Here is a 14,096-nt window from a genome sequence, read left to right as displayed (position 1 = left end):
AACTTAATCCGCTTGCTCAATGCTGAAACTATGGGTCATAGTGACTGAGGCTTCGAGCATTTTCGCAACCGAGCAGTATTTCTCTGCCGACAATTGCACCGCACGCTCAACGTGCTTCTCGGCAACGTCACGCCCAGTCACCACAAAGTGCAAATGGATCTTAGTAAAGACTGCAGGTACCGCGTCAGCCCGCTCACCATTAACTTCACAACGCACCGCAGTCACGTCTTGACGGGCTTTCTCGAGAATACTCACCACGTCGACGGACGAACAACCACCGGCAGCAGCAAGCACCAACTCCATCGGTGATGCTGCTGCGGTTTTGTTCCCGTCCATCTGCACGCTTTGGCCCGAACCTGTCGTTGCGGTAAAGACCAGATCGTTTTGCCACTGCACGTTTGCTTGCATTGCTGCGGCCATGCGTTAGCCCTCGCTCTTGTCGAAGTGCAGGCCAGGCGCAGTCTTCTCTGGCATCGTTACCCGCTCAGCCTCAACCGACGCAACTGGGTACGCACAGTAATCGGCGGCATAGTAAGCGCTAGCGCGGTGGTTACCGCTTGCGCCAATACCGCCAAATGGTGCCGCACTGCTGGCACCGGTAATCGGTTTATTCCAATTAACAATACCCGCGCGAATACGTTTGAAGAAGTAGCGATAGGTACTTTCTTCATCACACAAGATACCCGCAGATAAACCAAAGCTGGTGTTGTTGGCTTCTTTAATTGCTGCGTCAAAATCGGTGTAACGATAAACCTTCAGCAACGGTCCGAAGTGCTCAATATCCGGCATTTCTTCGACATTAGTAACATCTAAGATACCTGGCGTTACAAAACCAAGATTATGGTCTTTTTGTTGCATACGTAACAACACGCTAGCACCGGCGTCGGCAAGATCATTTTGCGCTTTAACCATGTCGTTCGCGGCTTTTGCCGAAATCATGGCGCCCATAAACGGCTGCGGGTCAGCGGCATAATCACCAACCTCAATCTGCTTGGTAACCTCAAGCAAACGCTCAAGAATTGCATCACCGTTTGCGCTGCGCTCAATAAACAAGCGTCGCGCACAGGTGCAGCGTTGCCCCGAAGTAATGAACGCCGATTGCACGATGTCGTGCACCGCACCTTCAATGTCTTCAACATCTTTGACGATCAACGGGTTGTTACCGCCCATCTCAAGCGCCAGAATTTTATCTGGGCGTCCGGCAAATTGTTTGTGCAGCAAGTGGCCAGTCGTCGATGAACCAGTAAAGAACAAACCATCGATTTGCGGGTGCGCGGACAAGGCTTTCCCGGTATCAACCAGGCCTTGCACGAGATTAACAACCCCGGCGGGAATGCCTGCTTTTTCCCAAAGCTTAACGGTAAATTCCGCCACTTTTGGCGTCATTTCACTCGGTTTAAAGACAACGGTATTTCCGGCTAATAGCGATGGTACGATGTGCCCGTTGGGTAAATGTCCTGGGAAGTTATAAGGTCCATACACTGCGACCACACCATGCGGTTTATGACGAATAAACGCCTTACCTGAAGGCATAGGGTTTTCAACGGTACCGGTGCGCTCGTGATACGCTCGCTCAGAAATAGCGACTTTACCAATCATTGCGCCAACTTCAGTGAGCGTTTCCCACACTGGCTTACCGGTTTCTTCAGCAATAATCTGGGCAAATTCTTGCTTGTTTTCTTCGAGTAATTCGGCAAATTTTTTGCAGATAGCAAGGCGCTCATCAAAATCACGCTCAGCCCAATCGATGAACGCTTCTCGTGCTGCAAGAATCGCCGCTTCGACCTGTGCTTCTGTAGCACAACGACCTTGCCATACCACTTCATCACGAGCTGGATTTATCGATTTAAATTCATCACCTTCACCAGCGACCCACTGGCCACCGATATATAAATTCTGTTCAGACATCTTAAGCTCCTTGTTTTTCAAGCAACAAAGCTACAGTGCAACGCAACGCGCTGCATCGCCCTCGGCTAAGCGCAAGGCTTGCGCTGCAGTAGGACTAATGAGTAAATGATCATCTTGAATTTCGACGTTCGCTTGTCCTGCGCGGAAATCACTCACCCGCGTATTGCAAACAATAAAACGTTGCGCGTTATCGGCACTCGGCTCACCAATGCGAACATGCAGACGGCGACTCTCGCGAACACTTTTGATATTGGCAACTTCAACTTCAACGGTCGGCCCCGCATCAAAAATATCCACATAACCGCGGAAGCGAAAGCCCTCGTTTTCAAGCATCCGCAAAGCCGGACGGGTATTTTCATGGACTTTGCCAATAACCGCTTGCGCTTCAGGTTCGAGCATTTTCACGTAGAGCGGAAAGGTCGGCATGAGTTCAGCGACAAAGGCCTTCTCGCCAATACCCGTTAAGTAATCGGCTTGGTTAAAGTCCATGTTGAAGAAGTGTTTTTCCAGCCAACCCCAAAATGGCGATTCGCCGTTGTCATTCGAAACACCGCGCATTTCAGCAATCGCAAACTGGCTAAAACGCTCACGAAATTCCGCCATAAACAACATGCGGAACCGCGACAGCACACGGCCGTTTTGATTTTTCCGGAACGGCTCCCGCAAAAAGAGTGTGCACAACTCACTGACACCGGTGTAATCGTTGCAAAGCGTGAGTGTTTCTAACGCATTGTAGACGTCGAGGCTTTTCGAGTGGTGAACGACTTTACCGAGGCGGTAGTGATAAAACGCTTCAGTTAAACCCACCGCAGCTTCAATGCCACTGCAACCCACCACTTCGCCAGTTTCGGTGTCTTCCATGACGAATAGGTAGCCTTCTTCGCCGGGCTCACTCACATGGTCACGCGCAAATGCCTCTTGTGCTCGAGCAATGCGACGCTTCAACAAGCCTTCATCTACCGGTAATGAAGTGAAGCCATAACCTGACTCCACTGCACACGTATAGAGTGCCGCATAATCCTGCGGCGTGATCGGACGTACCACTAACATAAGGGCTCCGTCGTCTTAACCGACGATCTTGGCGATCGCTTTCTCAAAACGCGCTAAACCTTCTAACACGTCAGCTTCAGGGATAATCAACGATGGCGTAAAGCGCACCACGCTTGGCCCTGCGACAAGCACCATAACGCCCTCATCAGCGCCAGCATTAAGGAAGTCGCGCGCTTTACCAGCGTACTCCTCGGTTAGCTCGGCACCAATAAGTAATCCTTTGCCGCGGATATCTTGGAAAATACCGTAGCGTTGGTTGATTTCGGCTAATTTGCTTTTGAACAGTTCCTCACGTACTTGCACGCCCGCGAGTACTTCATCGGTGTGCACCACGTCGAATACCGCTTCGGCAACTGCACAGGCAAGCGGGTTACCGCCGTAGGTACTACCATGCGTGCCTGGCTTCAAGTGCTCGGCGATTTCAGCAGTCGTCAACATTGCGCCAATCGGGAAGCCGCCACCAAGAGATTTCGCTGATGCCAAAATATCAGGAGTGACGCCAAGCTGCTGGTAAGCATAAAGGCTACCAGTGCGACCGAAACCAGTTTGTACTTCATCAAAAATCAACAGTGCGTTGTATTTGTCACAAAGCTCGCGAACACCTTTAACAAACTCTGCATCTGGGCTGATCACACCACCCTCACCTTGGAGTGGCTCCATCATCACCGCACAGGTTTTATCTGACATTTGAGCTTCCAGCGCAGCTAAGTCGTTGTAGTCAACGTGCTCGATTGCACCTGGCTTCGGGCCGAAACCATCAGAGTATGCCGGCTGACCGCCAACCGTTACGGTAAAAAACGTACGGCCGTGGAAGCCCTTGGTAAATGCAATAATTTGATTCTTATCAGCGCCGTGCTTATCCAACGCCCAGCGGCGTGCCAGCTTCAAAGCTGCTTCGTTCGCTTCAGCACCTGAGTTAGCAAAGTAAACGCGGTCGGCGAAGGTTGCATCGGTCAACTTTTTCGCTAAACGAATGGCCGGTTCATTGGTGAACACGTTGCTCAGGTGCCACAATTTATTACCTTGCTCAGTCAACGCGTTGACCATCGCCGGATGACAATGACCTAGGCAGTTCACGGCAATACCACCCGCGAAATCGATGTATTCTTTGCCTTCTTGATCCCAAACGCGTGAACCTTCGCCTTTCACTGGGATCATTTTCGCTGGGTTGTAATTCGGTACCATCACGTCATCAAAAGTAGCGCGGGTAACTTTCATGTGTTCTGCCATAAATTCCTCTCATTCGGATTCATATACGGGGATTTGAGTGGCCGTATTATGGCAGAAATTTACCCAATTGTCGTGGCTGAAGAGCAGAAAAAACAGGCGTTTCAGCTTGTTGCGTTAAGCTTGCGCAGATGATGCATAACTATGCATAAGTTGTGAGAATTACTGAATAGTTAACGCGGAGAAGTGGCGCAAAATTGCACAAAATTTTGCAAAACCTGATGACCAAATTCGGTTTCGATCGCTTCGGGATGGTATTGCACTCCCCAAATCGGCAGTGTCTTGTGATGCATCGCCATAATTTCATGTGGCGTATCGGTCGTCCAAGCATCAACGATCAAAGTCTCTGGTAATGACGTCGGCTCCACCACTAAGGAATGATAACGAGCAACGCGAAACGATGGTGGCAGCCCAGCCATCAAGCCCTGATTAGCGTGGCGCAACAATGACGTTTTGCCATGCATAATTTGGCGAGCGCGGACCACTTGTGCACCAAAAGCTTGGCCAATAGCTTGATGACCAAGACAAACCCCAAGCAGCGGCAACGTGCCCGCGAAACGGCGAATAACCTCAAGGGTGATCCCCGCCTCGTTGGGCGTGCAAGGACCAGGTGACAGGACAATGCCAGTGAGTGGTAGTTGTGCGATTTCATCGATCGTGATGGCATCATTACGGACGACCATCACTTCACATTCCAACTCGCGTAGATAACGCACAACATTATGCGTAAACGAGTCGTAGTTATCGATCATTAGCAGCATACTGCGACTCGTTGTTTATTTAGCGCGGACGCGGAACAAAACCAACGACTTCATATACTTTTCGCAAGGTTTCCTCGGCATGAGCACTGGCTTGATCGGCGCCTTTGGCCATCACGTCGTTCAAAAAGTCCATGTTGTTTCGGTAGTCGTGATAACGCTGCTGGATTGGCTCTAACATTGCCACGACAGCTTCGGCAGTATCGGTTTTCAAATGACCATACATTTTATCTTCATAGGCCGGCACGAGGTCTGCGATCGGCGTGCCAGTGGCTGCCGACAGAATCGACAACAAGTTCGAGACCCCAGGTTTTTCTTCAACATCGAAGTAAATGCGCGCTTGCTCGTCAGAATCGGTGACCGCACGCTTGAGCTTCTTGGTGATTTTCTTTGGCTCTTCAAGCAGGCCAATAAAGTTATTGGGGTTCTCATCCGACTTTGACATTTTCTTCAGCGGATCTTGCAAACTCATAACGCGAGCGCCCACTTCAGGAATGAACGGGTCAGGAATGGTGAACACATCGCCGTAGATGTTATTGAAACGCGTCGCAACGTCGCGGGCGAGTTCCAAGTGTTGCTTCTGGTCGTTACCTACTGGTACTTGGTTGGCTTGGTACAACAAAATATCTGCGGCCATCAAAGCTGGGTAAGTAAACAAGCCAGCGTTGATATTGTGCGCATGACGATCAGACTTATCTTTGAACTGCGTCATACGATTGAGCTCGCCCATTTGGGTGTAGCAGTTCAGTACCCACGCCAATTGTGCATGCTCTGGCACATGCGACTGAACAAAGATGGTGCTCTTGTCAGGATCCAAACCGCAGGCCATGTACAGAGCAAGTCCATCTAAAGTTGCTTCACGCAGCTTTGCTGGCTCTTGGCGCACCGTGATCGCATGCAAATCCACCAGCATAAACCGACAGTCATGAGTCTCTTGCATACGTACCCACTGGCGTAGCGCACCAATGTAGTTACCAATCGAAAGTTGTCCAGATGGCTGACAGCCGCTTAATACAATGGGTTGACTCATGATAATTTCCGTTACTTCACTTATTTTAATTAACTTTGGCAAGCTCGGCGCGCATTTCGGTAATCACCTGCGCATAGTCGGCTTGATTGAAAATGGCCGAGCCGGCGACAAACATATCAGCGCCTGCAGCCGCAATTTCGGCAATGTTATCGGTTTTCACGCCACCGTCAATTTCCAGACGAATGTCAAAGCCACTGGCATCAATACGTTGCCGCGCTTCACGCAGTTTATCGAGCGTTGCTGGAATAAACTTTTGGCCGCCAAAACCCGGATTAACCGACATTAAAAGCACCACATCGACCTTGTCCATCACATAATCAAGGTAATGCAATGGCGTTGCTGGGTTAAACACCAAGCCCGCCTTACAACCGTGATCGCGAATTTGTTGCAAACAGCGATCAACATGTGTTGCAGCTTCTGGATGAAAGGTAATAATCGAAGCGCCAGCGTTAGCGAACTCATCGATCATTCGCTCCACCGGCTGGACCATTAAATGCACGTCAATGGGTGCACTGATACCGTAGTCGCGGAGCGCCTTACAGACCATCGGCCCAATGGTTAGGTTCGGCACGAAATGATTATCCATCACATCAAAGTGCACCACATCAGCACCGGCTTTAAGTACCGCGTCAACTTCTTCGCCCAGCCGCGCAAAATCTGCGGACAAAATAGAAGGTGCGATAAGGAAATCTGCCATAATGTTCTCCGATGCTGTGAAGATGAACCAACTGCGACGCAAGCTGCGTAGAAAGTGCACTAGTGTACCAGACCTAAGAGCGCTTGCCAGCGAAAAAAATGCGCTAAAGCGCTTGGCAACAGCACCTATTTGCTGCTAAATTGTACGTAATTCACACAATTTGTGTAGGAGTGTCGAACGTGACAATACACGTTGCTAAAACCACCATACAGAAAGCAAAACAGCACAAGAAAGCCGTTTCGGGATTCTTGGTGGCTGGCTTCTTTGTATCAATGGCGATGTTTAGTAATGACGGCACTGGTTCTATCACCGCTTCTGAACAAGCCTGCAAGCAACTTCTCAACAATGCTGAGCAACCAGCCGCTGTGCAGCAATGTGTTAGCGCTCAACCAGCAAAAGATTTGAGCTGGGCGAGTTGGTTCGGTGGCGGTAGTCGTTCTACCCAATTTCACTTCCTCGATTTGTTCGAGCTGCTATTTGGCAGTAACGAGCAGCAATCTAATCAATACGGCAGCAGCAAGAAAGTTAGTCTCTAAGCATGAGCGCTAACCAACCCAACTTCTTTAGTGTCATCGTGAGTGTGCTTGCCGCACTTTTTGGTGTGCAAACAGAGCAAAATCGGCAACGCGATTTTAGCAAGGGCCATCCTGGTATTTTTATTGCGGTTGGCGTCTTCTTTATTGTCCTGTTCGTGGCGACACTTTTATTGGTCGTGAACTTAGTTTTGCCTTAGCTCGTCAAGCCCCTCATTTGCCAAACCTAAGGGCGGCTTAAAGTGCCGCCCCAGCTTGTTCGAGAGACTCGATACCTGAATGGCGAAGCAAAGCTTCAACGTCAGGCTCGCGACCACGAAACGCTTTGAATAAATCCATCGCATCGCGGGTACCGCCGCGCTCCAAAATCGCGCGTAAGAAATCTTGGCCCACTTCACGATTGAAAATGCCTTCTTCTTCAAAGCGACCAAAGGCATCGGCCGAAAGCACCTCAGCCCACTTGTAACTGTAATACCCAGCGGCATAACCGCCGGCAAAGATGTGGCCAAAACTGTGCTGAAAACGGTTGTACGCAGGTGGCTTGCGTACCGCCACTTGCTCACGAACTTGGTCCAGAATGGCCTGAATTTGATCCCCCTGCTGCGCGTCGTAATCGCGATGAATCAACAAGTCGAACAGGCTAAATTCAAGTTGCCGAACCATCTGCATGGCCGACTGAAAGTTACGAGCAGCGAGCATGCGGTCGAGCATTGCTTGCGGTAACGGCTCACCTGTTTCGTAGTGCCCTGAAATCATGGCTAGAGCTTCCGGCTCCCAGCACCAGTTCTCTAGGAACTGTGACGGCAGTTCAACCGCATCCCACGCCACGCCGTTGATCCCTGATACGCCAGCGACATCAACTTTGGTGAGCATGTGATGCAAACCATGACCAAATTCATGAAATAACGTCAGCACCTCGTCGTGGGTGAACAATGCTGGCTTACCACCCTGCGGCTTATTAAAGTTGCAGGTCAGATAGGCTACCGGCAGTTGCAACTGTGCACTGCTAGTAATGCGCCGTACGGCACATTCAGCCATCCAGGCACCACCACGCTTACCGCTGCGGGCATAGAGATCGAGGAAGAAACTACCACGTTGTTCGCCGTTACTATCGGTAATGACAAAGTAGCGCACATGTTGATGATAACGAGAAGGTGGCGTTGCTTCGTTAACTTGCATACCGAACAGGCTTTCAACCACGCTGAACAACCCTTTCAAGACTTGCCCTTCAGGAAAGTACGGGCGCAATTCTTCGTCTGAGATGGCGTATTTTTGTTGCTTCAGCTTTTCGCTGAAATATGCGACATCCCACGCCTCGAGATCGGTTACACCGTGTTCTTTCGCGGCAAACTCAACCACTTCTTGGTAATCTTGCTTTGCTTGTGGCAACGAACGCGTGGCTAAATCGCGCAAAAAACTTTCGACTTGCGCCGGTGATTCGGCCATTTTGGTTGCCAAGCTCAGCTCTGCGTAATTCTTAAAACCGAGCAATTGCGCAAGCTCATGTCGCAACGCTAACGTTTCAGCCATCACTTTTGTGTTGTCATAGTGGCCAGCCTGCGGACCTTGCTCAGATGCGCGCGTCGTGAATGCTTGATACATGACCTTACGCAATTCACTGTCGTCGGCGTACATCATGACTGGCAAATAACTTGGTATCGACAATCCAAAGCGCCAGCCTTGCTGTTCATTTTCTTCTGCAGCACTAGCGGCAGCCGCAACAGCGCTCTCTGGGAGACCTTGCAGGCGTTGCTCATCGGTCACCAAATAATGCCAGCCGTCAGTCGCATCCAACACGTTATTACTAAACTGTGACGCTAAATCCGAAAGGCGTGTTTGAATCTCTGCGTAGCGTTGTTTTTGCTGTTGCGGAAGGGCAACCCCTGACAATTTAAAATCACGCAAAGTGTCACTTACGACTTTTCGTTGTGCTTCACTTAATTCGGCAAATTCAGCGCTCTCTGCCAACGCTTGAAACGCTTGGTATAAGCCTTCGTGCTGCCCGACATAAGTGCCGTAATCACTGAGCATAGGTAAGCAAGCGTCATGAGCTTCGCGCAATTCTGCAGAGCTGACCACAGCATTTAAGTGCGACACCGGTGACCAACTCCGTTCCAGCAGATCATCGACCTCTTCCAGCGGCGCAACTAAGCCTTGCCATGAATAGTCACCGCGCTCTAGCACTTGTTCGATTGTGCTTTTACACGCCGCAATACGCTGTTCAATGGCGGGTACAATATGCTCCGGTTGAGTGTCAGCAAAAGGCGGTAAATGGTAATCGCTCAATAAAGGGTTTTGACTCATGCGGCTTCCTCTTGAATAATGCGCTGTGTAAGTACTCTACAGCAGATGTTTGGCCGAAGTTCAATTTTTCAAGGCGGCAACTGCCCAAACAGGACAACAATAACCATGAAACTGAGTCACATTGCCAGCAAGCACATGCGAAATACGTTATACGCAGGTCTCGCACTCTTAAGTTTAGCCGGTTGTAGTAACATCAGCGCGCCCCCAGCCAGCGACAGCGCCAGCACGACGAACCAAAAAGGTGAAGCGTTGACGCTGCCAGCGCTTTACGCCGAGTCGACCTATCATGCCGGCGGTGTTCCGCCAACACGCTGGCTGAGTGACGGTAGCGGCTACACCACGTTAGAGCCGAGCGCGACCTCTGCTGGCGATGACTTAGTGCGCTACCACCCCGAAACGCAGGCCCGTGATGTGCTGATCACTGCGGCTGAGCTAACGCCTGACGGGCAGGACGCACCGCTCTCTTTGGCCGACTATCAGTGGTCTAGTGATGGCAGCAAACTGCTTATTTTTACCAACACGAAGCGCTCATGGCGTACCCACACCTTAGGCGACTACTGGGTGTTTGATCTCAACTCGCGTGAACTACAGCAACTCGGCTCATTTGCCGATCCTTCAACCTTGCAGTTTGCCAAGTTCGACCCCCAGGCGCAACGCGTAGCCTACGTGGTTAACAACAACATTTACGTTGAAGCATTGGCTTCGGGAAAAGTGACGCAACTTACCCATGACGGTAACGATACGATCGTTAACGGTACCTTCGATTGGGTAAACGAAGAGGAATTCTTTTTGCGCGATGGTTTTCGTTGGAGTCCAGACGGCGAACATATTGCGTATTGGCAACTCGATACCGAGGGTACGCCAGTCTTCACCATGATCAACAACACTGATGCGCTTTACCCGACGTTGAAGACATTCCCGTATCCAAAAGTTGGTGAAACCAATGCTGCCATGCGTATTGGCGTCATGGATGCTGACGGTGGCGATACCACCTGGATGAAGGTACCAGGTGATCCGCGCCAGCATTACTTAGTGCGCATGCAATGGGCAGGTAACTCTGAGCAGTTATTGATCCAGCAGCTCACGCGTTCGCAAGCCATCAATAAAACCTTTGTTGCCGCTGCTAGCAACGGAGCGGTCAATGAACTCTTGCGTGAAACTACCGAAAGCTGGGCCGAGTATGTCGACGATGTTAAGTTTCTTGAAAGCGGCGACTTTACTTGGTTGAGTGAACGCAGTGGTTATCGCCATATCTATCGCGTCGACCGCGATAGCGGACGCTTGAATGCGATTACCCGCGGTAACTGGGACGTCGTCGAAGTCCTGCAGATCAACGAACAACAAGGCTGGGTTTACTTTATTGCGTCGCCAGAAACGCCGCTCGAACGCTATCTGTTCCGCGCCAGCTTAGATGGCTCAGGTAAACTTGAGCGACTCACACCTGCGCAGCCAGGCTCGCACAGCTACCAACTCTCAGCCAATGCGGACTATGCTGTGCACACCTATTCAAGTGCTCAGCAGGTCCCTCAAGTCGATATGGTGAGCCTACCCGATCACCAGCACATTCGTATGATCAAAGACAATGCTTCGGCGCAACAGGCCTTCGATGCGCTTGCTAAGGGTAGTTTTGAGTTTTTCCGTGTGCCCGCGCGCGATGGCTTGCAGCTCGATGGCTTTTTAATGAAGCCCGTCGACTTCGATCCAACGAAAGAATATCCCATTGTTTTTTATGTCTACGGCGAGCCTTGGGGACAAACGGTCAGCAATAGCTGGGGTGGCGAACGCTTCCTTTGGCATACCTACCTTACGCAACAAGGGTACATCGTCGCCTCCATCGATAACCGCGGTACGAAGTCACCGCGCGGATTTGAATGGCGGCGCTCAATCTACAAGAACCTTGGTGTGATCACCGTGCGCGACCAGTACGATGCATTGCAAGCTATGCTGGAGCGTTGGAGCTTTATTGACGAAGAGCGCGTCGGTATTTGGGGGCATAGTGGTGGTGGTTCGCAAACCTTAAATGCACTGTTCCGTTATCCAGAACATTATCATGTGGGGCTAGCACTAGCACCGGTACCTGATTTGACGCTGTATGACACCATTTATCAAGAGCGCTACTCAGGGTTGTTGCCGGAATCGGCGGAACGCTATAAAGAAACGTCTGCCATTACCCACGCCGAAAATTTACAAGGTGATTTGCTACTCGTGCACGGTACCGGTGATGACAACGTCCACTTTCAAGGATCGGAGCGATTGGTCAACGAACTCATCAAACATGGCAAACAGTTCGAGTTCTTCGCTTATCCGAACCGTACCCATGGCATCCGTGAAGGCGAGGGAACTACCCTGCACTTGCGCACCATGATGACTGAATTTTTAACAGAACACCTACCTACCGGCGCTCGTTAAGTCGCCTCGGCGTAATCCAAATAGGCTTCGTTTAGCACGGTCATGCCGTGCTGGCGAAGCCACTTCTCAGCCTCTTGATAATCGTTGGAATGCTCGGCGACCAGCTGCCAAAACCGTGCGCCATGGTTGAATTCTCGCAAATGACACAGCTCGTGAATCACCACATTACGCACGACCCATTCGGGCGCCAACCAAAGCTTCCAGCTGAATTTAAGTTCACCACGACGGTTGCAGTGCCCCCACTTGCTGGAGAAGCTTCCCACACTCCAGATTTTCGGCTGTAGGGCATGATCAGCTGGCCATGCGTCGAAAAAGTCATCAAGCCAGTCTTGTGCTTGCTGGCAGTACCACTTACGAATCAATTCTCGTGGTTCCTTTGCTGGATTACTGCGCGGTGTCACCGTCGCCATAAGCACATCCCCACGACGCCGACATGATTTACGCGTTGCCTCACCAACCACCAACTGCAGTGGCTGCCCCAACCAGCGCAAACGTTCGCCGTTCGCCCATTGCCGCGGTGCTAAGTTGGCAAGAACTTCGCGCTGTTGTGTCAGGTGTCGCTCAATCCACGCCTGCTTCGTCTGCACAAAGGCATACACCTGGCGTTCCGGCATATGTTGCGGTGCCTGCACCACCACTTCACCAGCACGAACTTTAATCGCAACAGAACGACGGCGGCGACTGCGTTGAATTGAATAGATTGCGCTCATCGGTTTTTTCAGCTCAAGGTTTGACCCAGTTACGTTGCACACTCAGGCGTTTTGGGTGATCATACTGCCTTTCAATTTTCCAAGATTAGCATGTTACAGGAGTACAACGCATGACTCGACATTACGATTATTTAGCCATCGGTGCTGGCAGCGGCGGTATTGCCTCAGCCAACCGCGCAGCAATTCGTGGCGCCAAGGCCGCAGTAATTGAAGCGAAAGCCGTTGGTGGCACGTGCGTAAATGTCGGCTGCGTCCCCAAAAAAGTCATGTGGTACGGAGCGCACATCGCCGAAGCCATCAAATACAGTGAAGCCTACGGCTTTGACTTGCAGCAAAATGGCTTTGATTGGAGCACGTTAGTGCGCAATCGTGAAGCCTATATTGAACGTATTCACGGTGGCTACAAACGTGGCTTTGAAAGTAACGGCGTTGACTACATTGAAGGCTTTGCTCGCTTTGTTGATAAAAATACCGTTGAAGTGAATGGCGAGCAAATCACTGCCGACCACATCACTATTGCTGTCGGTGGCCGCGCTATCATTCCAAGTTGCGAAGGTGCTGAGTACGGTATCGATTCCGACGGCTTCTTTGCCTTAGAAGAACGCCCGAACAAAGCTGTCGTTGTGGGTGCTGGTTATATTGCTGTCGAAATCGCCGGCGTGCTGCATGCACTTGGCTCAGATAGTCACTTACTGGTACGTCGTGATCGCCCGCTACGCTATTTTGATGAAGATATTACCGAAGCTCTCCTCGAACGTCTTGCGCAAGACGGACCAACGTTGCACACCAACACCGTCGTGCAAAAAGTAGTCAAAGGTGAAGATGGCTTACTCACTATTCACACTGAAACAGGCGACACTATTGAGGGTGTCGACTGCTTGGTTTGGGCTATTGGTCGCGAGCCGGCAACCGACAAAATCAACCTTGAAGCAGCGGGCGTTGAAGTCGACCCAGTTGGTTTTATTCGCACCGATAAGTATCAAAACACCAATATTGAAGGTATTTATGCAGTCGGCGATATCACTGGCGAAGCACAGCTGACACCAGTTGCGATTAAAGCAGGACGTTTGCTTGCAGAACGCTTATTCAATCCCGATTTGCCGGACGCGCACATGGATTACACGCAGATCCCTACGATTGTGTTCAGTCATCCACCGATTGGTACCGTGGGACTTACTGAGGTTGAAGCGGTGGCTAAATATGGCGAAGGCAATGTCAAAGTGTATCGGTCAAAATTTGCGGCAATGTACAATGCCGTGACTCCTCACCGTGCCCTAAGCACCTTCAAGTTAGTCTGCACTGGCCCAGAAGAAAAAGTCGTTGGGATCCACGGCATTGGTGAAGGCATGGACGAAATCCTACAAGGTTTCGCAGTGGCAATGAAAATGGGCGCGACGAAAGCTGACTTTGATGCAACTGTAGCCTTGCACCCAACCAGCGCAGAAGAGTTTGTTACGCTACGTTAGACAC

At 50.8% G+C, this 14,096-nt stretch carries 13 protein-coding genes; 4 read left to right on the top strand and 9 right to left on the bottom strand.

Annotated elements, in window-relative coordinates; all coding sequences use genetic code 11:
- Nucleotides 1–3: 3 nt before the first annotated feature.
- The 7 genes from NV375_RS10885 to rpe all read right to left on the bottom strand — a co-directional run bounded on the left by NV375_RS10885 (nt 4) and on the right by rpe (nt 6,670).
- Nucleotides 4–408, bottom strand: a complete 405-nt coding sequence (locus tag NV375_RS10885) for an OsmC family protein (RefSeq protein ID WP_126773719.1) — start codon at nt 406–408, stop codon at nt 4–6.
- A 15-nt stretch (nt 409–423) separates the two neighbouring features.
- Complete coding sequence (astD, locus tag NV375_RS10880; RefSeq protein ID WP_258808249.1) at nt 424–1,908, bottom strand: succinylglutamate-semialdehyde dehydrogenase; 1,485 nt, start codon at nt 1,906–1,908, stop codon at nt 424–426.
- Nucleotides 1,909–1,938: 30 nt separating this feature from the next.
- On the bottom strand, nt 1,939–2,958 hold the full coding sequence (astA, locus tag NV375_RS10875; RefSeq protein ID WP_258808248.1) for an arginine N-succinyltransferase: 1,020 nt from the start codon (nt 2,956–2,958) through the stop codon (nt 1,939–1,941).
- A gap of 15 nt (nt 2,959–2,973) precedes the next feature.
- A complete protein-coding gene (locus tag NV375_RS10870) occupies nt 2,974–4,176 on the bottom strand; it encodes an aspartate aminotransferase family protein (RefSeq protein ID WP_258241043.1) in 1,203 nt (400 codons plus the stop codon).
- Nucleotides 4,177–4,358: 182 nt separating this feature from the next.
- Nucleotides 4,359–4,946: an aminodeoxychorismate/anthranilate synthase component II gene (locus tag NV375_RS10865; protein WP_258240988.1), complete on the bottom strand. Its 588-nt coding sequence runs from the start codon at nt 4,944–4,946 to the stop codon at nt 4,359–4,361.
- 19 nt (nt 4,947–4,965) lie between these two features.
- Nucleotides 4,966–5,973: a tryptophan--tRNA ligase gene (trpS, locus tag NV375_RS10860; RefSeq protein ID WP_258808247.1), complete on the bottom strand. Its 1,008-nt coding sequence runs from the start codon at nt 5,971–5,973 to the stop codon at nt 4,966–4,968.
- Between the two features lie 25 nt (nt 5,974–5,998).
- Complete coding sequence (rpe, locus tag NV375_RS10855; protein ID WP_258808246.1) at nt 5,999–6,670, bottom strand: ribulose-phosphate 3-epimerase; 672 nt, start codon at nt 6,668–6,670, stop codon at nt 5,999–6,001.
- Nucleotides 6,671–6,849: 179 nt separating this feature from the next.
- On the opposite strand from rpe, the gene NV375_RS10850 reads away from it, so the two are divergent.
- On the top strand, nt 6,850–7,206 hold the full coding sequence (locus NV375_RS10850; protein ID WP_258808245.1) for a hypothetical protein: 357 nt from the start codon (nt 6,850–6,852) through the stop codon (nt 7,204–7,206).
- A gap of 2 nt (nt 7,207–7,208) precedes the next feature.
- Entirely contained in the window at nt 7,209–7,403 is a 195-nt protein-coding gene (locus tag NV375_RS10845) for a DUF2970 domain-containing protein (RefSeq protein ID WP_126773538.1), read from the top strand.
- Nucleotides 7,404–7,440: 37 nt separating this feature from the next.
- Here NV375_RS10845 and prlC read toward each other — a convergent pair whose 3' ends face one another.
- Nucleotides 7,441–9,507: an oligopeptidase A gene (gene prlC / locus NV375_RS10840; protein ID WP_258808244.1), complete on the bottom strand. Its 2,067-nt coding sequence runs from the start codon at nt 9,505–9,507 to the stop codon at nt 7,441–7,443.
- Between the two features lie 105 nt (nt 9,508–9,612).
- On the opposite strand from prlC, the gene NV375_RS10835 reads away from it, so the two are divergent.
- Entirely contained in the window at nt 9,613–11,916 is a 2,304-nt protein-coding gene (locus tag NV375_RS10835) for a S9 family peptidase (RefSeq protein ID WP_258808243.1), read from the top strand.
- Here the strand turns inward: NV375_RS10835 and NV375_RS10830 are convergent.
- Complete coding sequence (locus tag NV375_RS10830; protein WP_258808242.1) at nt 11,913–12,626, bottom strand: M48 family metallopeptidase; 714 nt, start codon at nt 12,624–12,626, stop codon at nt 11,913–11,915. The genes NV375_RS10835 and NV375_RS10830 overlap by 4 nt on opposite strands.
- A gap of 110 nt (nt 12,627–12,736) precedes the next feature.
- On the opposite strand from NV375_RS10830, the gene gorA reads away from it, so the two are divergent.
- A complete protein-coding gene (gene gorA, locus NV375_RS10825) occupies nt 12,737–14,092 on the top strand; it encodes a glutathione-disulfide reductase (protein WP_258240981.1) in 1,356 nt (451 codons plus the stop codon).
- Nucleotides 14,093–14,096 lie beyond the last annotated feature (4 nt).

This window comes from Pseudidiomarina sp. CB1 (assembly GCF_024752025.1).
GTDB lineage: Bacteria > Pseudomonadota > Gammaproteobacteria > Enterobacterales > Alteromonadaceae > Pseudidiomarina.
The sequence above is the reverse complement of the archived record's forward strand: the minus strand, read 5'-3'. Positions and strand labels throughout refer to the sequence as shown.